Source organism: Actinocorallia lasiicapitis (genome assembly GCF_054778695.1).
Map to the genome: position 1 here is coordinate 1 of NZ_BAAGZI010000076.1, position 19,849 is coordinate 19,849.

The following is a 19,849-nucleotide window of genomic DNA, read 5'->3' on the forward strand; positions in this document are numbered from 1 at the left end:
CAGGTGTCGCCGCGCCGCACCCTCGCCGCCGCCGGGGTGGTGGCGCTGCTGGCGATCGCCGAGACCGTGCTGCTCTGCCGCCGCGTCCTCAACCAGCTCGACGCGCTCAGCCACGCCTCCCGCAAGCTCGCGTCCGGCGACCTGTCCGAGCGGGTACCGGTCCGCGGCGACGACGAGGTGGCCGACGTGGCGCGGTCGTTCAACCGGATGGCCGACTCGCTGCAGCGCAGCGAGGAGCGCCAGCGCCGGATGATCAGCGATATCGCGCACGAGCTGCGGACCCCGCTGGCCAACATCCGCGGGTATGTCGAGGCCGTCCAGGACGGGCTGCTCGAACCGGACGTCGAACTGTTCGCGTCACTGCACGAGGAGGCCGTGCTCCAGCAGCGGCTGATCGACGACCTGCAGGAGCTGGCGCTCGCCGAATCCGGCTCGCTGGTGTACCACCGCGACCGGCTCGACCCGGCCGAACTGCTGGCCACCTGCCACGCCTCACACCAGGCCGTCGCCAGGACCGCGTCCGTCGAGCTGGTGCTCGCCTCCGGCGCCGCGCCCCAGGTGAACGCCGACCCCGACCGGCTCCGCCAGGTGGTCGGCAACCTGATCACCAACGCGGTCAGGGCGGCCGCGACGACCGTCACGCTGGAGGCCGCGGACGACGGCGGGATGGCGCTGATCACCGTCACCGACGACGGCCACGGCATCTCCCCCGACGATCTGCCGCACGTGTTCGACCGGTTCTGGCGCGCCGACACCTCGCGCGGCAGGACGACCGGCGGCCGCGGGCTGGGGCTGGCCATCTCCCGTGAGATCGTGCTCGCCCACGGCGGCGAGATCACCGTGGAGAGCACGCTCGGCGTCGGGACCTGCTTCGCGGTGCGGCTGCCGTCAGTACGGGCTGTGGCCACCGCGAATCGCTGAGACGGCGGCGCGGGCGCGCTCGTAGGCGACGGCGTAGACGCCCTCGCCGTAGCTGATCCGGGCGACGCCCAGGTCCGCCAGCTCCGCGATGGTCAGCTCCGGGGTGAACAGGACGTTGACCGGGCCGCCGATCCCCTCGACCAGCTCCGCGACCTCGGCTCCGGTGATCGGGTAGACGCAGTCGGCGCCCGCCTCCCGGTAGCGGCGGCCCCGCTCGATCGCGTCGTCGAGGCCGAATCCGCGCAGACAGGAGTCGACCCTGGCGTTGATCACCAGTTCGGGGTCGGCCTGCCGGACGGCGGCCAGGAAGTCGGCGTGCTCCTCCCGGTCCTGGAGCACCCCGTCGATCGAGTCCTCGAGATTGCAGCCGGCGACGCCCGCCTCGGCGAGCCGTTCGGCGAGTTCGGCGGGGTTCAGGCCGTAGCCGTGCTCGATGTCGGCCGTCACCGGGACCGCGACGGCCCGGGTGATCCGGGCGAGGGCCGCGAACATCTCGGCGGCGGGGGTTCGCTCGCGGTCGGCGTAGCCCAGCGCCGGGGCGACTCCCGCGCTGGTCGTGGCGATCGCGGGGAACCCCGCCTCCTCCACGATCTTCGCCGAGGCGACGTCCCAGGCATTGGGAAGGATCAACGGATCACCGGGGATATGAAGATCTTTCAGCGTGTTCATGGCGTCATCCTCTCCCGGGCGGCGGACGTCCGCCGCTTCCCGTGGAAGGTCGCGGGGCGCGGTCAGCCGCCGAGGCGGAGGGGGGACATGAAGGCGTTGCGGGCTCCGGCTGCGAGAGGGAGGGGAGGGTCGGCGAATTCGAGGATGAGCTCCTTCGCGGAGACGGCTTCGGCGAGACGGGCCGCTTCCGCCTCGATCCCGGGAGGGCGGAGCCCCGCCGTGAAGGGGGCGACGCGGAGCGTCAGGGTGTCTTTGGCGTGCTCCAGTTCCCAGACGCCCGCGGCGACGCCGTCGAGGAGCAGGGTGCAGGTGCCGTTGCCGGACTTGTCGTAGATCTTCGGGTGGTCGTCAGGGGCGACGAGGCGGGGGGCGCGGGCCAGCCGCTCGTATCCCATCATCAGGGCGTCCCAGTAGGGCAGCAGGCGGACTCCTTCGGCGGGCGCGGCCGTGGCGAGGGCGTCCAGATCCTCGGTGAGGAGCAGGGCGGGGGCGTCCGCCACGGTGATCTCGGTCAGGTCGAGGCCCGCGAGGGCGGCCTTGGTGTCGCGGACCGTCCAGCCCGCCCACCACTTGAGGTCGGCGGCCGTGGCGGGGCCGAACGACTTCAGATAGCGGCGGGCCAGCTCCGTCCTGGCGGCGGCCTGTTCGGCCTGTTCGAGTTCGGCGCCCGTCCAGGATTGCCACGCGGCGTAGGAGTAGGAGTCGCTGCGCCAGCCGCCCCGCACCTCGGCGCGGACCACCCGGCATTGGCGGCCCATCAGCGCGACGATGTAGTTCAGGTGGGCGGGGGCGTCCGCTCCCAGATGGGCGCGCAGCTCGGTGACGCTCGCCGTCGGCACCTCCGCGAGCACCGCGAGGATCCGCTCCGACCAGCCCGCATAGGCGGCCGAGTCGATGCCGACCTGCCGAAGGATCCGCGCCTCGGCCTTGGCGTCGCCCGCGTTGGTCGCCGCGAGGATCACCGGCAGGTCGGCGACGGGCAGCACGAACGCCATCTCGTGCATACTCCGCACCCGGATCAGAGACCGCTTCTCGTACAGCTCCCGGTCGAGATCGTCGAGCCGGAACCCCTCGACACGCGCGGCCAGCGACAGATAGCAGGTCGGGGCGGACGCGAAGACGCCCACGGCCGCCGTGACGGCATCGCCGACCGAGGCGACGCGGGGCCCGGACAGCCCTTGCCGCCCGAGGGTGAGTCCGCGGGCCTGAGCGAGCGTGAAGTCGACCACGCCGCCAACCTAACGACCACCACCGACAGAATTCCGAAGACGCCGCCCGGATCCGCGGACCGTCCGGTCCGCGCTGTGGCGGACAATGATCGGGTGAGGGACATCGGGTGAGGGACAGAGCCGTCGCGCAACTTCTCGACCGGCCCGCCGGGCTCGGTGTGCTGGAGATCGTCCGGCATCTGCTGGCCGTGCAGGCCCAGGACGTCGCGGCGTATCCACTGGCGTTCCGGGCGCGGGCGGAGGGGCTGCGCGCGGCCGACGTCGCGGCGGCGAAGGAGGACCGGTCGGTCGTCCGGCTCTGGGGGCCGCGCGGCACGCTGCATCTGGCGGCCGCCGAGGATCTGGGCTGGCTGCATCCGCTGCTCCGCCCTTCGGCCACCGGATCGCTGCGACGGCTGCGTGAGCTCGGCGTCGCACGGACCGAGGCGGAGGCCGTCAGCGCCGTGGACCGGGCGCTCGCGGGGCGCGGTCCGGTCGGCAAGGCCGAACTGGGTGAGCTGCTCGGCGTCGAAGGGCAGGCGATCGTGCATCACGCGGCCCTCGGGGCGCGCGCCGGGCTGGTCGTGCTCGGCCCCGACACCGCCGGAAAGGCGACCTATGTCCATGCCGCTGACTGGCTGGGCGCGCCACTGCCCACCGAGGTCGACGAGGACAGGGCGCTCACCGAGCTGGCCACCCGCTATCGGCGGGCGCACGGCCCGAGCACCCCGGAGGATCTGGCCGTCTGGTCCGGGGTCTCTCTGGGCAAAGCTCGGCGCGGCTGGCGCGACTCCAGCGCACCGCCCGCCAGGGAATGCGCGCCTTTCGTCCGGCTGGTGCCCGCTTTCGATGAGTACCTCCTCGGCTGGAAGGACCGCGGGCTGGCGCCCGAGCACCGCAAGGCCGTCCATCCGGGCGGCGGCATGATCAGGGCGTCCGTGATCGTGGACGGCCGGATCGCCGGAACCTGGCGCGGTTCGGCGGCCGAGCCGTTCCCCGGCGAACCGATCGACCCCGACGCGCTGGAAAAGGAGTTTCGCGACGTCGAGCGGTTCCGCCAGACTCGGGTGAATGAGTGAGATCACCGACCGCTGGCGGGAACTGAACAAGGCGAGCTGGGACGAACGCGTCCCGATCCATGTCGAGGGCGAGTTCTACGACGTGGCGGGGTTCAAGCGGAAACCGGACGTCCTGCGGCCGTTCGAGCGGGACGAGGTCGGCGACGTCACCGGCCGTTCACTCGTCCATCTGCAGTGCCATTTCGGCCTGGACACCCTGTCCTGGGCGACGCGCGGCGCTTCGGTGACGGGGCTCGACTTCTCCGCGCCCGCCGTCGAGGCGGCCTCCCGGCTGGCGAACGAGCTCGGCTATGACGCCCGGTTCGTCACCGCCGACCTCTACGACGCCCCCGAAGCGCTGGGCGCCACCTACGACATCGTCTACACGGGTCTCGGCGCGCTGCCGTGGCTGCCCGATCTGGACCGGTGGGCCCGGATCGTCGCGGGCCTGCTCAACCCGGGCGGCTTCCTCTACCTGTCGGAGTTCCATCCAATCACCAACGTCTTCGACGACGCGACCGGGCTGAAGCGCGAGCACGACTACTTCGACGTCGGCCCGAAGGTCTGGAACGAGCCCGGCACCTACGCCGACCAGTCCGCGCGGACAGTGAACGACACGACCGTCGCCTGGGACCACACGCTCGCCGACATCGTCTCGGCCGTCGCCGCGGCGGGGCTGCGGATCGAGTTCCTGCACGAGCACGACCACACGCTGTTCCCCCGGTACGAGACCATGGTCCGGCGGCCCGACACGACCTACTCCGACGACGGTCCGCGCCTCCCGATGATGTTCAGCTTGCGGGCGTCGCGCTGAGGCCGTCGAGCCAGTCCTTCGCCCGCTCGATGTGCTCGGCGGTCAGCCCGTGCACCGGATCGATCTCCACCAGGAGGTAGGGGCCGAGCCCGGTGCTGGCGGCGAGCGCTTCGGCGGCGTCGGGCTCGTCCTCGAACCAGACGAAGGGCCGGGCGCCGGCCCAGCGGACGACGCGGTCGACCTTCCACTCCCCCAGCGTGTGCTCGCCGCCGACGGGGCGGCGCGGGATCGGCACGTAGGGCATGGACGGGAGCCCGACGCGGGGCGCGATCCAGCCGTTGGCGTGGCCGCACCAGTAGCTCGCCCAGACCAGCTCGGATCCGGTCGTCTCGGCCAGTTCGCGCAGCATCCGGCCGTGTTCGCGGTGGAGCCAGAGCCGGTAGGTGACGGCTTCCGGCGTGGCCTTGAAGCGGCGGTAGCCCTTGCCCTTCTTGCGGGGGTTGAGCACGCCGTCGACATCGATGAGGACCGCGGGAGGCTCCATTCGCGGAAGATACCACTGGACAGTCGTTCTTCAGTAGTTGAGAATAACCTTCCATGGACCTGTCGCTCGAACAGCGCAAGGAACTCGCCTACGACTCCCTCCACGGCCTCTCCGCCGGAGACGCCTACGGCAACCGGCTGCTCCCACCGGACTGGGTCGTCGCCTCCCCCGGCCACCCCGACCGGTGGGCGTGGACCGACGACACCCAGATGGCCTGCTCCCTCGTGGACGTCCTGAACGGGTTCGGCCGCGTCGACCAGGACGCCCTGGCCGCCGCGTTCGCGTCCCGCGCCGAACGGTTCCGCGACTACGGCATGGGCGCCGACCAGTTCATCACCCGGATCGGCGCCGGGGAGGACTGGCGGGTCGTCGCGCCGCAACTCTTCGAGAACATCGGTTCGTGGGGCAACGGCGGCGCGATGCGCGTCGCCCCGCTCGGCGCCTGGTTCGCCGACGATCTGGAGCGCGCCGCCGAGGAGGCCGCGCTGTCCGCGGAGATCACCCACGCCCATCCGGAGGGCATCGCAGGAGCGATCGCGATCGCCGTCGCCGCGGGATACGCCGCCTCCCGGCGCGGTGAAGCGCTCGACGGCCTGATCGACACGGTCCTCGCCCGGCTCCCGGACGGCCAGGTCCGCGACGGTGTGGTGGCGGCCGCCAAGCTGGCCGGGGCCACGGCCGAGGAGGCGGCGCTCGCCCTCGGGAACGGAGCGCGGATCAGCGCGCCCGACACCGTCCCGTTCTGTGTCTGGGCGATCGCGAACCGGCCGTCTTATGCGGACGCCGTCAGGACCGTCGCGGAATCCGGCGGCGACCGCGACACCACGGCCGCGATCGTCGGCGGGGTGCGCGCCGCCCACCAGGGCGTCGCCGCGATCCCGGCCGACTGGCTGGAGCGGCGCGAACCGCTGCCGGGCTGGCTCGACCTGGGCTGAGCCGCTAGACGTCGCGTCCCGTGCCCGTCCAGTACGGGGCGCGCAGTTCCTTCTTGAGCACCTTGCCGCCCGGGTTGCGCGGCAGCGTCGCGGCGAACACGACCCTGCGGGGGCGCTTGAAACCGGCGAGACCCGCCCTGCCGTGCTCCAGGACCTCACGCTCGGTGAGCGCGGGATCGGCGCGGACGACGACCGCCAGGACCGTCTCGCCCCACTTCTCGTCGGGCACGCCGATGACCGCGACGTCCGCGATGCCCGGATGCGCCGACAGGACCTCCTCGATCTCGACGGGGTACACGTTCTCCCCGCCCGTCACGATCATGTCCTTGATCCGGTCGGTGAGGAAAAGGTAGCCGTCGCGGTCGAGATGGCCGGCGTCGCCGGTGCGCAGCCAGCCGTCGGGGGTCACCAACCGTTCGGTCTCGGCGGGCCGGTTCCAGTAGCCGGACGTGTTCTGGTGCGACCGCACCCACACCTCCCCGGTCTCCCCCGCCGCCAGCGACTCGCCGGTCGCCGGATCGACGATCCGCAGCTCCACCCAGGGATAGGGGCGGCCGGCCGAACGCATCAGATACGGCGAAGCATGATCGTCGGGGTCGAGCTGGACGATCGTGCCGGTCGTCTCGGTCATCCCGTAGGACTGGAACAGCGGCGCCTTGAAGGTCTCCAGCACGCGGTGGAGGAGCTCGGTGGTGATCGGCGACGCGCCGTAGCCGATCGCCCGCAGCGTCGAGTAGGCACGCGGTTCCGGCAGGTCGCACATGGCGCGGAGCACGGCGGGCACGATGAAGGAGTGCGTCACCCCGAACTCCACGATCGTGTCGGCGAGCTCCGCAGGGCGCACGTCGCGCACCAGCACATGGTGGCCGCCCGGGTAGAGGCCGGTGAGGGCGTAGCCGGTGCCGCCGACGTGGAACAGCGGCATGGGTACCAGGTTCACCGAGTCGCCGGTCATCCGCCAGGCCGCCGAACGCCGCACCCCGACCGAGAAGTTCCGGTTCGTCAGGGGCACGCCTTTGGGCAGGCCGGTCGTCCCGGACGTGTAGAGCTGCGCGACGACGTCGTCGGGGCTGCCGGTGTACCCCGGATCGTCGGCCGGACGGGCGGCCAGCCAGCCCTCGAACGCGGGACCCGTCACGATCTTCCGGCCGGGCAGGTCGAGGCCGGCGAGTTCCCGGTCGACGATCGTGAGGGCGGCGCCCGCGTCGTCGAGCACCGCACCGATCTCGCGGGGCGTGAGCCGCCAGTTGACCGGGGTGAGCACGGCGCCGGTCTTGGCCGCGCCGAACAGGACGTCGAAGAACTCGGGGGCGTTCTTGCCCAGGTAGCCGATCCGCGCGCCGGGGCCGAACCCCTCGGCGAGCAGGGCCTGACCGACCTGGTTGGAGCGGGCGTCGAGCTCGCCGTAGGTGACCGTCCTGCCGTCCCCGGTGATCGCCGGGGCCTGCGGGCGTTCCGCGCCGAAGCGGCGGACGATGTCGGCGACGCGGTACTCCATGAGCGCACATTGTGCCGAAACCCCCGAACAGGACCGCAACCGGCCAGCCCTCGCGGGTGCGAGTCGGCCGGGAGCGGCCAGTATGGAAACCGAGAATGATCATGTAGATGGGAGGACCTTGACGCATACCGTGTTCCGGGCGCTGACGGCCCGGCACCTCGATGACCTGCTGAAACGAGCCGGCCTCGACGAGGCGGACCGGGTCAGGGCGGCGGCCGTGGCAGCGGTCTTCCCCTTCCGCACCAACGCCTACGTGGCCGACACCCTCATCGACTGGGCGGCCGCCCCCGACGACCCCATGTTCCGGCTCAACTTCCCGCACCCGGGAATGCTCGCCCCCGACGACCTCGCCCGGATGGAGGGCCTGCTCCGCGCCGACGCCTCCCCCGCCGAGCTGCGCGCCGCGGCCAACGTGATCCGGCACCGGCTCAACCCCCACCCTTCGGGACAGCTCGACCGCAACCAGCCGACCCTGGACGGAGTGCCGCTCCCCGGCCTCCAGCACAAGTACGCCGAGACCGTCCTGGTCTTCCCCAGCCAGGGCCAGACCTGCCACGCCTACTGCACCTACTGCTTCCGCTGGCCGCAGTTCGTCGGCGAGAAGGAACTGAAGATCTCCACGGGCGACGCCGAGTCGACGACCGCCTACCTGCGGGCCCATCCCGAGGTGACGAGCGTGCTCATCACCGGCGGCGACGCGCTGATCATGCGGACGGACGTCCTGCGCCGTTATGTGGAGCCCCTGCTGGAGATCGACCACATCGAATCGATCCGGCTCGGCACCAAGGCGCTCGCCTACTGGCCGTTCCGGTTCACCACCGATCCCGACGCCGACGCGCTGCTCGCCCTGTTCGACCAGGTGATCGCGGCGGGGCGGCACCTGGCCGTCATGGCGCACTACAGCCACCCCGTCGAACTGGAGCCCGAACCCGCGCAGGCGGCGCTGCGGCGGATCCGGACGACCGGCGCGGTCATCCGGACGCAGGGGCCGCTGATCCGGGGCGTCAACGACGACGCCGCGGTCTGGGCACGGCTGTGGCGGGAGGCCACCCGGCTCGGGATCGTCCCCTACTACATGTTCATCGAGCGGGACACCGGGCCGCAGGACCACTTCGGGGTGCCGCTCAGCCGGGCCGTCGACATCTACGCCGAGGCCATCGGCTCGGTGTCGGGGCTGGCCAGGACGGTCCGCGGGCCGGTCATGTCGGCCGATCCCGGCAAGGCCGTCATCGACGGGACCGCCGAGATCGCCGGCGAGAAGGTGTTCGTGCTCCGGATGCTCCAGGCCAGGGACCCGTCCCTGGTCGGCAGGCCGTTCTTCGCCCGGTTCGACCCCGACGCGATGTGGCTGAGCGACCTCGAACCGGCCTGGGGAGCCGACCTGCTGCCCGGCTAGCCGCGGCGCGAGGCCGTCTCGTCGGTGAGGTCCGCTCCCCCAGCGGTCCTGAGGAGGTCGACGAGGCGGCTCCACGCGGCCGGGACACGCGGCTCTCATCGTGGATCCCTGGCCGCTTGGCGGACGTCCGGCGGATCGCGCTGGTACAGGCGCCGAAACGGCTGGCAGCCCGGTTCTTGACCGGACGCTGACTTCTTTACCTTTCCGCAGGCATGAGCCGGGTTCGACATGGGCAAACCTTGAAGTAGAGAAGCTCCCCGCAGGGACACTCAGCGCAGCCCCCTGGTGCTGAGGATCCCTGCGGGGAGTTCGTCATTACCGGGCGGTAGTCTCGGCCCATGCAGATCGCAGCGGATGTCGTGGACTACGAGGTGCTGGCCGGGTGGATGGACTCCCAGGGCCTTCCGCAGGGGCCGATCGAGGACGTCCGGCAGCTCGGCGGCGGCACCCAGAACGTCCTGCTGGCGTTCCGGCGGGGCGGCCGCGAGTACGTGCTGCGGCGCGGCCCGAAGCATCTGCGTGCCAAGACCAACGACGTGCTGCGCCGTGAGGCCCGGGTGCTGGCCGCGCTCGACGGCACCGACGTGCCCGCCCCGCGGATGATCGCGGCGTGCCCCGACGAGACCGTCATGCACGGGGCCGTGTTCTATCTGATGACGCCGGTGGACGGGTTCAACGCCACGACCGTCCTGCCCGACCCGCACGCGGGCTCCGCGGAGATCCGGCACCGGATGGGGCTGGAGGCGGCGGTCTCGCTGGCGAAGCTCGGCGCCGTCGACCATGAGGCGGTCGGGCTCGGCGACTACGGGCGTCCGGACGGCTTCCTCGAACGCCAGGTGCCGCGCTGGATGGGCGAGCTGGAAGGGTACGGCAAGCTCGACGGTTACGGCGGGCCGCAGATCCCCGGGCTGGCGGAAACGGCGAGCTGGCTGACGGCGAACCTGCCCGCGCACTGGAAGCCCGGGATCATGCACGGCGACTATCACCTGGCGAACCTGATGTTCGCGCCCGACGGACCGCGGGTCGCGGCGATCGTCGACTGGGAGATGTCGACCATCGGCGATCCGCTGGTGGACCTCGGCTGGCTGCTGGCGACCTGGCCCGACGAGGACAGCGCCGCCATCGCGGGACCGATCGGCCAGGCCGGCGGGCTGCCCGCCCCGATCGAACTGGTCGCCGCCTACCGGGAGCACAGCACCCGGAGCCTGGACGCGATCGACTGGTACGCGGTGCTGGCCTGCTTCAAGCTCGGGATCGTCCTGGAGGGCACGCACGCCAGGGCCTGCGCGGGCAAGGCACCCAAGGACATGGGCGATCTGCTGCACGGCATCACCCTCGGGCTGTTCCAGCGCGCCCAGCGGTTCATGGCCGGCGGAGCGGTTTGATCCGCACCCCCTCGACACTGTCGGCGATCAGCTGCTCCAGCCTGCGCTCCCTGGTCTCGGGACGCTTGGCGGAGACCACGTGGAAGGTCGCGGCACGGCGGTAGGAAGGGGCTTGAGCCGAGAACCACGCCCAGGCCTTCTCGTCGGCCTGGAAGCGCGCCTCCTGCTCGGGGGCGAAGGCGATCTCGTCCTGCTCGTGGCTGTAGGGCGCGGCGGCCTCGGGATCGCGGGCCTCGAACGCGGCGGCCCCGGCGGGGCGCATCAGGCCGCGCTCCGTCAGCTCGGCGACCTTGGCGATATTGATCTTGCTCCAGTGGCTGCGGGGTTTGCGCGGAGTGAACCGGATCGTCCAGGCCAGCTCGCCCAGGCTGCCGCTCCTGCCGTCGATCCAGCCGAAGCACAGGGCCTGATCGACCGCCTCCGACCAGGACAGAGTCGGCTTGCCGGCCGCCTTCTTCCAGAGCCCGACCTGGCATTCGACGGCGTCGGCGTGATGCTCCTCCAGCCAGGCCCTGAACTCGGCAGGGCCGGAGAAGAAGATCGGTTCCATCGGGCGCATCCCTTCCTCGGCGACTTCCTCCATTGAACAGGGGGCCTACGACAGTTTCGGGACTCGGCGCGGAGAACCCACGATCGAGGGTGCTAAGGTAAGGCTAACCTTATCTCATAAATCGCCCGATGGAGTGATGCATGACCCTGGCGCGGCTGTCGGCGCTGCTGTCCGGCACAGGGTATGAGATGGGGATCAATCCGACGCTGCTGGAGTCGGGCGGTCCGACCGTCGCGGAGCTGGCCACCTCGCCCTACGAGCTGCTGGACGAGCAGGTGAACGCCGTCGCGGCACGGTACGGGGCGCCCCGGCACGTCGCGGCCAGCCTCTGGTGGAAGGCGTACGCCTACTGGGTGACCCTGCCGATCGGCCTCGGCTGGGCCCTCGACCGGACCTTCCCCGCGTTCACCCCCGAGCGGACCGTCGTGCGGCTGCTCGACCGGGAACCGCATCTGAGCATCGGGCTGAGCGAACTGGAAACGGCGACGGACGTGCGGGCGACGCTGATCGCGCTGCACACCCCGCTGATCGACGCGCTGCACGAGCTGACCCGGATCGGCCGGCGCAATCTGTGGGGATCGGTCGCCGAGTCCCTGATCGACCCGCTGGAAGGCTTCGCCGCCGAGCTCGACGGGAACGCCGACGCCCGAACCCTCCTCGACCTGGCGGGCCCGCCCGTCAAGAACCTGATGGCGTGCGATCCGGTCAAACGCAGAACGTGCTGCCTGTGGGTGGCGCTGCCCGACGAGGAAGCCTGCTCGAGCTGCGTCCTGCGGTAGGGGCCCGACGGGCCGGGCGTTTTCCACAGGCGGAAATCCAGCGGCCGGGAAATCTGCCACGATGGGCGCATGAGCAGGACAGAGACCATCGAGGAAGTGCTTCCGCCGCCGGAGTGGAAGCCGCGCGAGGCGTCACCGGGGTCGGAGGCACTCTGGCTGTTCGTGTCGATCGGGGCCCTGCTCGTGCTGGCCAGGATCTGGGTCGCGCCGCAGGTGTCGTCGGCGGCGTTCCAGGCGTGGACGACCATCTTCATCGCGATCTGCGTGCAGGCGCTGCCGTTCCTGGTGTTCGGTGTGGCCCTCTCGGCGGCGATCACGGCGTTCGTGCCGGCGCGGCTGTGGACCAGGGTGCTGCCCCGGCATCCGGCGGCGGCCGTCCCGGTGGCGGGGATCTGCGGCGCGGTGCTGCCGGGATGCGAGTGCGCCTCGGTGCCGGTGGCGGGCGGGCTGATGGCCAAGGGGGTCGCGCCCGCCGCGGCGCTGACCTTCCTGCTGGCGGCGCCGGCGATCAACCCGATCGTCATGGTGTCGACGGCGGTCGCGTTCCCCGACGAGCCGTCGATGGTGATCGGGCGGTTCGCGGCGTCGCTGGTGGTCGCGGTCCTGGCCGGTTGGCTGTGGCTGCGGTTCGGGCGCACCGATCTGATCCGGATCCCGGCCGGGCCGCCGCCGGGCGCCGGGCGGTGGGATTCCTTCCGGCAGGCGATGCGGCACGACCTGATGCACGCGGGCGGATTCCTGGTCGTCGGCGGGGTCGCGGCGGCCACGATCAACGTGGTGGTCCCCGCCGCCTGGGTGGACGGGATCGCCGGGATCCCCGTGGTGTCGGTGCTGACGCTGGCGGTGCTGGCGGTGCTGATGTCGATCTGCTCGGAGGCGGACGCGTTCGTCGCGGCCAGCCTCACCCAGTTCTCGCCCACGGCGAAGCTGGCGTTCCTGGTCGTCGGGCCGATGGTCGACCTCAAACTGATCGCGCTGCAGAGCGGGATCTTCGGTTCGCGGTTCGCGGCCCGGTTCATTCCGCTGACGTTCGTGCTCGCCGTCCTGGTCAGCCTCGGCTACGGGAAGGTGTTCCTGTGACGCGCGCCGCCCAGAACCTCCTCATGATCCTGCTGGGCGGAGCCCTGCTCTGGATCACGCTCGCGACCGGGGAGTTCACCAACTACGTCAAGCCGGGGCTGCGGCTTCCGCTCGTCGCGTCCGCGGTGGTGCTGGTCGTGCTGGGGCTGTCCGGGCTCCGCCGCGACTGGCACTCCACCGCCGCCGACTCCTGCGCCACCGACGGGCACGGACATGAGGACGGGCATGGGCACGGGCATGGGCGGCAGGGGCCGCGGGTGGCGTGGCTGCTGTGCCTGCCGGTGATCGGGATCTTCGCGGTCGCGCCGCCGGAGCTGGGGGCGTTCACCGCGAGCCGTGCGTCCACGGTGCGGGAGGCGCCGCAGCCGGCCGCGGCGAGCGGTGCGCTGCCCGCGAGCGACACGCCCGTCCGGATCAGTGTGGGCGAGTTCATCGGAAGATCGTTCGAGATGCAGATCGGCGGTGACACCAGTCTCCGAGGACGTCAGGTGAGACTGCTCGGCTTCGTCACACCGCGTCACGGAGGAGGGTGGTTCCTCACCCGCCTCCAGGTGGGCTGCTGCGCCGCCGACGCCATCGCGCTGCAGGTCAGCGTGGTCGGCGCGGACGCTCCGCCGAAGAACTCCTGGGTCGAGGTCACCGGCACCTGGAAGGCTCCACCCGCCGCGGAGGAGGGCTTCGGCGTCCACTACATCACCGCCGTCTCGGTGACCCCTGCCGCGAAGCCGTCCCTGCCCTATGAATAGATCTTTAGGTATGCCCGAAAGCCGGTACCTTGCTGGCATTTGTTGGCTTATCGTCAGAGGGAAAACCCCTGAGGAGTGCCATGACACTGGTGTTGGTCGTCGCATGTCTGGCAGTCGCCAGCCTGGAGCTCTTTCTGGCCTTCGGCCGGAACAGACGCGACGTCAGCACGGTGTCCGATCTCCAGTCCCGGACCGAGGCCCTGGGGGCGACGCTCACCGAGCTGGCCGCCGAACTGACGGCGCTGCGCGCGGAGCTCGCCACCCGTCCTGACACGGCGTCCGTCACCCGCCTGTCCCGCAAACTCGACGCCGCCGCCGAGGATCTCACCTCGCGTCTGGACGCGTCCCGCCGCACCCACGAGGAGTTCACCTCCCGCCACCACACCACCACCGACGACCTGCGCCGCACCCAGGACGCGCTGGCCGCCCGTCTGGACGCCACCGCCTACGATCTCCGCCACGTCGAGGACACCCTCACCACCCAGATCTCCGCCCTCCCCACCGAGGAGCTCGCCGAACGGATCGGCGAGCTCGACGCGGCCGACGCCGCGCTGGCGGCGCGCCTGCATCTCCTCGAAGCGGGCGCGGACACGCGGGTCGATCCCGGTGGGCTCGTCGAGCGGATCGGGGACCTGGTCAGCGCGGACACCGAGCTGGCGCGACGCCTCCACGTCCTCGAGGCAGCGATGGGCGTGACCGGCGGCGGGGTGACGGTGGGTGAGCTCTTCGCTCGCGCCGAAAAGCTGGAGGAGCAGGTCAGGGGCGGGGACGGGCAGGTACGGGAGCTCGTCGAGACCAGCGGGGCGCTCGTCGCGCGGATGGACGGGCTGTGGGCGCGCCAGGAGGATCTGGCGGAGCGGCTCGAAGAGCTGCGGGACGCACGCGACGAAGCGGGCGAGCGGCTCGCGGAACTCCAGCGGGCGCGCGCCGAACTCGCCGACCGGCTCGAGACGCTGCTGCCCGAGATCACGTCCCGGCAGGACGGCCAGAACGGCGTCATCAACGCGCTGTCCCAGCGGCTCGGCGAGCTCGCCGACGCCGAAGGCCACCGCGGCGAGCTGATCGCGCTGCGCGGCCAGACCGACCAGGCCCTGGAACGGCTCGACGAGCTCGACGCCGAACGCGACCGCGATCTCGAACGCTACCGGGATCTCGCCCAGGCCCTCGACGCCGTCGAAGACCTCCTCGCCGGCCAGCGCGCCGAGGCCGAGCCGACGACCGTCCGCGGCGGCCTCAGCGGCGACGCCCCCGACTCCCACGAACTGCTCACCAAGACCTACGACGATTTCGTCGACACGATGGATCTGCGGGTCCGGATGCAGGTTCCGTCGGGTTCCACTCCGTGGCAGACCCAGTACTACCTGGCCGGCAAGAATCCCGCCCGCCTCCGCCGCGACTTCTCGACTCTGCTGTCGGCTCTGCATTCCGGTGCCCCCGACCCTCGGGCCGACTCGCTCCACAAGCTCGCGACCGCGATGACGCAGACCGACCAGTCCTACGCCCAGATCGGTCCGCTGGCCCTCATCCGGCTGGGCGACACTCTCCTGTGCGGCATCCTGACCGTCGCCGAGAACCGCCGCTTCGACGTCGACCGCTTCCTGGCCGACCCCTCCGCCACCGCCGCCCGCCTCCGCCTCCTCCCCGACACCCGCTTCCGCGACCTCTCCACCTGGCCCCGAACCGCCTGACCCTCCCGGACCTCACCCCTGAGCCCCACCCGCATCCCCCCTGAACACCCGCCAAGGGGCCGGCGGGGCGCTGCCGACAGGCTGGCCTCCCCCACTCCCCCGGCCGAAGCACACCACCCGCAGCCCCTTGGGTACCTGTCCGGGGGCGGCGGAGCAGCCGCGCGCTGCCGGGCTGGCCGTCGTGGGCGCGCCGCGAAATGAGGGGTGCGCCTGCCGCTGGAGGGCGCGGGGGAGGAAGGCCGGCGGGCTGGGGGTTCGGGATTGGCTGTCCGGCGGGGGGGCGGAGATGGCCTAGGCGGGGGTTAGGACGGCCAGGGCCTTGTCGGCGTGGAGGGACATGCGGACTTCGGATTTGATGATCTCTTTGATGCGGTGGTCGGGGGTGATGACGAAGGTGACGCGTTTGGTGGGGAGGAGGGCTACGGAGCGTTTGACGCCGAAGCGGGAGCGCACCGTGCCGGCCGGGTCGGACAGGAGCGGGTAGCCGAGGGAGTGCTTGGCGGAGAACTCGGCCTGCTTGTCGACGGGGTCGCCGGAGATGCCGATGAGCTGCGCGCCGACCGCCTTGAAATCGGCGACGATGTCACGGAAATGGCAGGCTTCCGCGGTGCAGCCGGGGGTCAGGGCCGCCGGGTAGAAGAAGAGCACGACGGGGCCGTCCGCCAGGAACGAGCTCAACGTGCGGGGCTCGCCCGTCTCGTCCGGGAGCGTGAAGTCCTCGACCAGGTCACCGATTTTCATGGAGTCAACCTATCCGTCGGACAGCAGCTCCCATTCGGCGAGGTGGGTGCGGGGAGCGCCGCCGTTGGCGGTGACGTGCAAGCGGTAGTGCAGGTACGGGCGCGGGTCGGCGACCGTGAACGGCCGGAGTTGGCGTCGGTCGCCGAACGTGACGCCGGTGCGGGTGTCGAGGGTCGTCCAGGTACGGCCGTCCCGGGAGCCCTGAAGGATCCACGAGGCGGGATCGCCGGACGGGTCGTCGGCCGAGGAGGTGAGGGTGTACTGCCGGACGGTCGCCTTGGCGCGCAGCCGGGCCCGCACGGTGGGGGTCGGGCCCGGGGCCCGCCAGCGGGTCAGGGACGTGTCGTCGGTGAGCGCGCGCACCTTCTCGCCCCGGAAGGTGACGGTGGCGGGGGCCAGGTCGGTGAGCGGGCGCGGCGGGACGTCGGTCGTGGTGATCGACGGCGGGAGGTCGGCCGGTGCCGAACCCCAGCCCGACGGGGCCGGGCCCATCTGGAACGTGAGGACACCGCCCGCCAGCAGAGTGTCGTGGGTCAGGTAGGGACGCGTGTAGGGAACGCCGTCGAGGGTGGCGCTCTGGATGTAGCGGTCGGTGTCGCTGACGCCCGGCGCCTCGACCGTGAACGTCCTGCCGTTCTCCAGCGAGACCGACGCCCTCGGATGCAGGGGCGCGCCGATCGCGTACTCGGCGCCGCCCGGCCGGGCCGGGTAGAAGCCCAGCGCGCTGAACACGTACCAGGCGGACATCTGGCCGTTGTCCTCGTCACCCGGATAGCCGTTGCCGGTGCCCGCGCCCGAGTCGTAGAGCGTCGTCAGAACCTGGCGGACCCTGTCCTGCGCCTTCGCGGGGGCTCCCGCGTAGTCGTACATGTAGATGAGGTGGTGAAGCGGTTCGTTGGAGTGGGCGTACTGGCCGATGCCCAGCTCGGCGGCCCCCCGCATCTCGGGAGTCACCCGCCCGTAGCCGCCCTTACGGTACTCCCGGGGCGCGCCGAACACCGAGTCGAGTTTCCGTTCCAGGCCGGCCCGGCCGCCGTAGAGCGCCGCCATGCCCTGCGGGTCGTGCGGTGCGGCCAGCGCGTAGTGCCAGGCGTTGCCCTCGGTGAACTCGAACCCCCAGGTCTCCGGCGCGAACTTCCCGTCGGGAACCCGCCAGGCCCCCGACTTCGTTCTGCCGCGGAAGAAGCCCGTGCCGGGCGAGAAGAGGTTGGCGTACGACAGGCTCCGGTCGCGGAAGTAGGCGGCCTCGTCGGTGTGACCGAGCGCCTCGGCCATCCGGGCGACGGCGTAGTCGTTGGCCGCGTCCTCGAGCGTCCAGGACGCCGATTCGGGCAGGACGTCCGACGGCACATACCGCTTGTACGCCGACACCTCTAGCGCTTTACGGCCCTTGACGGGCGAACCGGACGCGACGGTCGCGTCCTTCACCATCGACGCGTAGGCCGCCGCCGCGTCGAAGCCGCGCACCCCTTTCAGGTAGGCGTCGGCGAACGCGGTGTCCTGGTGGGTGCCGACCATGCTGTCGACGTATCCGGGCGCCGACCAGCGGGGCGTCCAGCCGTCGTCGCGTGCCGCGTTGAGGAAGCCATCGAGCATCTCGCCGGTCTTCTGGGGCGCCAGCAGGGTCGACAGCGGCCAGACGGCGCGGGCGGAGTCCCAGAAGCCCGTGTTCACATACATCTGCCCGTCGTGGACTTCGCCGTCGTAGGGGCTGCGGTACCGCCGCACCCCGCCGACGATCTCCGACCGGTCGCTCGGGTAGAGGAACGCCCGGTAGAGGCAGGAGTAGAAGGTCACCAGCCGGTCGTGGTCGGCGCCGCCGAGGGTGATCCGGCCGAGCAGGGCGTCCCAGCGGGCGGCGGCCTCCCGCCGGATCTGCTCGAAGTCCTTGCCGTCGGTCTCCTGGGCGAGGTTGGCGGCGGCCTGGTCGACGCTGATGAACGAGGTGGCCGTCCGCAGCACGATCTGCTCGTCCGCGACGGTCGTGAAGCTGACCCACGCGTTCGTCCCCGAGCCCGACGCGGCGATCTCCTTGTCGACGGTCGCCACGAAGTACAGCCGCTCCCCCTTGTGGTCGACGTGCCCGCTGATCCGCCGTGCGGCCTGGTCGACCCGGATCGAGCCGTCGGCCTGGTCGATGGCGTCGAACAGCAGCACCGAACCGGGGTCGGCGGGGAAGGTGAACCGCAGGACGCCGGCGTGGTCGGTGGGGGCGATCTCGGCGGTGACACCGTAGGTGTCGAGGCGGGTGCGGTAGTAGTCGGGCCGTGCGATCTCGCCGTCGTGGGAGAACGCCGAGGCGCGCTCGACGGGCGAGGTTTTGACGCCGCCCGTCATCGGCATGATCTGGAGCTGGGCGTAGTCGCCGGTCCACGGGCTGGCCTGGTGGCTGATCCCGAACCCCTGGACCGTGGTGTCGGCGTACTCGTACAGCCAGCCGCCGGTGTTGCCGTTGGTGATCGGGGTCCAGAAGTTGAAGCCGTTCGGGACGGTCGTCGCGGGGAAGGTGTTGCCGCGGGAGTGGTCGCGATCGGAGTTGGAGCCGCGCCGGGTGTCGACGAGCGCGGACGGCCCCGCGGGCAGCCCGCCGACTCCGCGCACGACGACCAGCAGTCCGGCGAGGAGCGTCACCGCGAGCAGGACGGTGGTGAGGCCGATCAGCCGCCGTCGGGTCATGGGCGGGAGGCCGGGACGGCGCCGGTCAGCGGCAGGTCGCGGGAGGAGGGACCGACGGAGACCGTCCTGGTTCCGGGGGCGGTCGTCCAGCGGCCGTCCCAGTGCTGGAAGGCGCGTTCGGGCAGCACGATCGTGACCCGTTCGCGCTGCCCGGGCCGGAGCGGGATCCGGCGGAAGGCGGCCAGCGTGCGCGGCGGCTCCCCCGACGCCGCCGGCTTGCCCGCATACACCTGCGCGATCTCCGCGCCGTCCCTGGTCCCGGTGTTCTCGACCGTGAAGGAGATGGTGACCCGGCCGTCGGGGGCGGGCGGGGAGACCGTCAGATCGGTGTAGCCGAAGGTCGTGTAGGACAGGCCGAACCCGAACGGGTAGCGGGGCGCGATGCCGTGCCGGTCGTACCAGCGGTAGCCGACGTCGATGCCCTCGTCGTACCGGACTCCGCCCTTGCCGCCGGGGAACCGCGCCCGGTCGCGGGCGGGCACGTCGGCGAGTGACCGGGGGAAGGTCACGGGGAGTCTGCCGGAGAAGTTCTCGTCGCCGAACAGCAGCGCGGCGAGCGCGGTGCCGTACTCCTGGCCCGGATACCAGGCCTCGATGATCGCGGGCACCTTCCCCGCCCACGGCATCGTGACGGCCGAACCGCTGTTGATCACGACGATGGTGCGGGGGTTGGCGGCGGCGACGTCGGCGATCAGCCGGTTCTGGTCGGCGGGCAGCCCGATCCCGGGCAGGTCGGCGCCCTCGGTGGTGTGCTGGGCGGCGAAGACGACGGCGACGTCACTGGTCCTGGCGGCGGCGACGGCCTCGGCGTGCAGATCCTGGCCGGGCAGCCGCCAGCCGAGCGTCAGATGGGAGCCGCCGGCGCCCTGCCGGTAGTCGATCCGGATCGGCACGTGACGGCCGGCGGTCAGCTCGACCGTCCCGGTCCTGGTCGGGGCTGTGGGCTTCCAGCGGTCGATGATCTTCTCGCCGTCGATGGTGAGGCGGCTGCCGTCGTCGCTGGTCAGGGAGAAGGTGTAGGTGCCGGTCGCGGGGGCGGTGAGGGTGCCGGTCCAGCGTGCCGACCAGTCGCGGCGGGGCACTACGGGCACCGGGGCGCCGCCCTTCCAGTCGAAGTCGACGTCCGGGTCGGTCGCGGTGGCGAGCGGCGGCCCGGACAGGTCCGTCCCCGCGTGGTAGGCGCCGGTCAGGCCGTGTCCCGTGCCCGAGGCGGGGGTGAGC

18 protein-coding genes are annotated in these 19,849 nt (G+C 71.6%); 10 read left to right on the top strand and 8 right to left on the bottom strand.

All coding sequences use genetic code 11. From position 1 onward, the window contains the following. Positions 1-921: sensor histidine kinase (locus tag ACYVE7_RS11790; protein ID WP_460364664.1), on the top strand; the 921-nt coding region annotated here is incomplete at its 5' end. Here ACYVE7_RS11790 and ACYVE7_RS11795 read toward each other — a convergent pair. Both ACYVE7_RS11795 and ACYVE7_RS11800 read right to left on the bottom strand, forming a co-directional pair. After that, positions 889-1,590 (bottom strand): isocitrate lyase/PEP mutase family protein, encoded by a 702-nt coding sequence (locus ACYVE7_RS11795; protein ID WP_460364665.1) that lies wholly within the window; start codon positions 1,588-1,590, stop codon positions 889-891. The genes ACYVE7_RS11790 and ACYVE7_RS11795 overlap by 33 nt on opposite strands. Before the next feature lie 62 nt (positions 1,591-1,652). Continuing rightward, positions 1,653-2,819, bottom strand: coding sequence for a winged helix DNA-binding domain-containing protein (locus ACYVE7_RS11800; protein WP_460364666.1), 1,167 nt, complete (start codon positions 2,817-2,819; stop codon positions 1,653-1,655). A 107-nt stretch (positions 2,820-2,926) separates the two neighbouring features. Between ACYVE7_RS11800 and ACYVE7_RS11805 the strand changes: the two genes are divergently transcribed. Together ACYVE7_RS11805 and ACYVE7_RS11810 are read left to right on the top strand one after the other, a co-directional pair. Then, entirely contained in the window at positions 2,927-3,877 is a 951-nt protein-coding gene (locus tag ACYVE7_RS11805) for a winged helix DNA-binding domain-containing protein (RefSeq protein ID WP_460364667.1), read from the top strand. Then, complete coding sequence (locus ACYVE7_RS11810) at positions 3,870-4,670, top strand: class I SAM-dependent methyltransferase (RefSeq protein WP_460364668.1); 801 nt, start codon at positions 3,870-3,872, stop codon at positions 4,668-4,670. Before ACYVE7_RS11805 ends, ACYVE7_RS11810 begins: the two co-directional genes overlap by 8 nt. Here ACYVE7_RS11810 and ACYVE7_RS11815 read toward each other — a convergent pair. After that, a complete protein-coding gene (locus tag ACYVE7_RS11815; protein ID WP_460364669.1) occupies positions 4,648-5,154 on the bottom strand; it encodes an HAD domain-containing protein in 507 nt (168 codons plus the stop codon). The genes ACYVE7_RS11810 and ACYVE7_RS11815 overlap by 23 nt on opposite strands. 53 nt (positions 5,155-5,207) lie before the next feature. Here ACYVE7_RS11815 and ACYVE7_RS11820 point away from each other — a divergent pair, with 53 nt between their 5' ends. Further along, complete coding sequence (locus ACYVE7_RS11820) at positions 5,208-6,089, top strand: ADP-ribosylglycohydrolase family protein (RefSeq protein WP_460364670.1); 882 nt, start codon at positions 5,208-5,210, stop codon at positions 6,087-6,089. A gap of 4 nt (positions 6,090-6,093) precedes the next feature. Here ACYVE7_RS11820 and ACYVE7_RS11825 read toward each other — a convergent pair whose 3' ends face one another. Beyond that, positions 6,094-7,587, bottom strand: a complete 1,494-nt coding sequence (locus ACYVE7_RS11825) for an AMP-binding protein (protein WP_460364671.1) — start codon at positions 7,585-7,587, stop codon at positions 6,094-6,096. Between the two features lie 82 nt (positions 7,588-7,669). Between ACYVE7_RS11825 and ACYVE7_RS11830 the strand changes: the two genes are divergently transcribed. Then, positions 7,670-8,983 (top strand): KamA family radical SAM protein, encoded by a 1,314-nt coding sequence (locus tag ACYVE7_RS11830; protein ID WP_460364672.1) that lies wholly within the window; start codon positions 7,670-7,672, stop codon positions 8,981-8,983. Positions 8,984-9,321: 338 nt separating this feature from the next. Beyond that, positions 9,322-10,368: a phosphotransferase family protein gene (locus ACYVE7_RS11835; RefSeq protein ID WP_460364673.1), complete on the top strand. Its 1,047-nt coding sequence runs from the start codon at positions 9,322-9,324 to the stop codon at positions 10,366-10,368. Here the strand turns inward: ACYVE7_RS11835 and ACYVE7_RS11840 are convergent. Further along, entirely contained in the window at positions 10,346-10,918 is a 573-nt protein-coding gene (locus tag ACYVE7_RS11840) for a YdeI/OmpD-associated family protein (RefSeq protein ID WP_460364674.1), read from the bottom strand. The genes ACYVE7_RS11835 and ACYVE7_RS11840 overlap by 23 nt on opposite strands. Before the next feature lie 140 nt (positions 10,919-11,058). Between ACYVE7_RS11840 and ACYVE7_RS11845 the strand changes: the two genes are divergently transcribed. The 4 genes from ACYVE7_RS11845 (at position 11,059) to ACYVE7_RS11860 (ending at position 15,211) form a co-directional block, all read left to right on the top strand. Further along, complete coding sequence (locus ACYVE7_RS11845) at positions 11,059-11,697, top strand: (2Fe-2S)-binding protein (protein ID WP_460364675.1); 639 nt, start codon at positions 11,059-11,061, stop codon at positions 11,695-11,697. Between the two features lie 69 nt (positions 11,698-11,766). Continuing rightward, positions 11,767-12,777: a permease gene (locus ACYVE7_RS11850; protein WP_460364676.1), complete on the top strand. Its 1,011-nt coding sequence runs from the start codon at positions 11,767-11,769 to the stop codon at positions 12,775-12,777. After that, positions 12,774-13,523, top strand: coding sequence for a TIGR03943 family putative permease subunit (locus ACYVE7_RS11855; protein ID WP_460364677.1), 750 nt, complete (start codon positions 12,774-12,776; stop codon positions 13,521-13,523). The genes ACYVE7_RS11850 and ACYVE7_RS11855 overlap by 4 nt, the downstream gene beginning before the upstream one ends. Before the next feature lie 80 nt (positions 13,524-13,603). Then, a complete protein-coding gene (locus ACYVE7_RS11860) occupies positions 13,604-15,211 on the top strand; it encodes a hypothetical protein (RefSeq protein ID WP_460364678.1) in 1,608 nt (535 codons plus the stop codon). A gap of 291 nt (positions 15,212-15,502) precedes the next feature. Here the strand turns inward: ACYVE7_RS11860 and ACYVE7_RS11865 are convergent, their stop codons facing one another. The 3 genes from ACYVE7_RS11865 to ACYVE7_RS11875 all read right to left on the bottom strand — a co-directional run. Then, positions 15,503-15,952: a peroxiredoxin gene (locus ACYVE7_RS11865; RefSeq protein ID WP_460364679.1), complete on the bottom strand. Its 450-nt coding sequence runs from the start codon at positions 15,950-15,952 to the stop codon at positions 15,503-15,505. A 9-nt stretch (positions 15,953-15,961) separates the two neighbouring features. Continuing rightward, the gene (locus tag ACYVE7_RS11870; protein ID WP_460364680.1) at positions 15,962-18,628 is read right to left on the bottom strand and encodes a GH92 family glycosyl hydrolase; all 2,667 of its coding nucleotides are present in this window, start codon (positions 18,626-18,628) and stop codon (positions 15,962-15,964) included. Beyond that, positions 18,625-19,849 (bottom strand): glycoside hydrolase family 3 C-terminal domain-containing protein (locus tag ACYVE7_RS11875; RefSeq protein ID WP_460364681.1); only part of this gene is annotated, 1,225 nt, incomplete at its 5' end. The genes ACYVE7_RS11875 and ACYVE7_RS11870, both read right to left, overlap by 4 nt.

Bases quoted from the DNA above. Each gene is read 5' to 3' on its own strand.
- ACYVE7_RS11795 (WP_460364665.1), bottom strand. From the start codon at position 1,590: ATGAACACGCTGAAAGATCTTCATATCCCCGGTGATCCGTTGATCCTT.
- ACYVE7_RS11810 (WP_460364668.1), top strand. From the start codon at position 3,870: ATGAGTGAGATCACCGACCGCTGGCGGGAACTGAACAAGGCGAGCTGG.
- ACYVE7_RS11815 (WP_460364669.1), bottom strand. From the start codon at position 5,154: ATGGAGCCTCCCGCGGTCCTCATCGATGTCGACGGCGTGCTCAACCCC.
- ACYVE7_RS11820 (WP_460364670.1), top strand. From the start codon at position 5,208: ATGGACCTGTCGCTCGAACAGCGCAAGGAACTCGCCTACGACTCCCTC.
- ACYVE7_RS11825 (WP_460364671.1), bottom strand. From the start codon at position 7,587: ATGGAGTACCGCGTCGCCGACATCGTCCGCCGCTTCGGCGCGGAACGC.
- ACYVE7_RS11830 (WP_460364672.1), top strand. From the start codon at position 7,670: ATGGAAACCGAGAATGATCATGTAGATGGGAGGACCTTGACGCATACC.
- ACYVE7_RS11835 (WP_460364673.1), top strand. From the start codon at position 9,322: ATGCAGATCGCAGCGGATGTCGTGGACTACGAGGTGCTGGCCGGGTGG.
- ACYVE7_RS11840 (WP_460364674.1), bottom strand. From the start codon at position 10,918: ATGGAACCGATCTTCTTCTCCGGCCCTGCCGAGTTCAGGGCCTGGCTG.
- ACYVE7_RS11845 (WP_460364675.1), top strand. From the start codon at position 11,059: ATGACCCTGGCGCGGCTGTCGGCGCTGCTGTCCGGCACAGGGTATGAG.
- ACYVE7_RS11850 (WP_460364676.1), top strand. From the start codon at position 11,767: ATGAGCAGGACAGAGACCATCGAGGAAGTGCTTCCGCCGCCGGAGTGG.
- ACYVE7_RS11860 (WP_460364678.1), top strand. From the start codon at position 13,604: ATGACACTGGTGTTGGTCGTCGCATGTCTGGCAGTCGCCAGCCTGGAG.
- ACYVE7_RS11865 (WP_460364679.1), bottom strand. From the start codon at position 15,952: ATGAAAATCGGTGACCTGGTCGAGGACTTCACGCTCCCGGACGAGACG.
- ACYVE7_RS11870 (WP_460364680.1), bottom strand. From the start codon at position 18,628: ATGACCCGACGGCGGCTGATCGGCCTCACCACCGTCCTGCTCGCGGTG.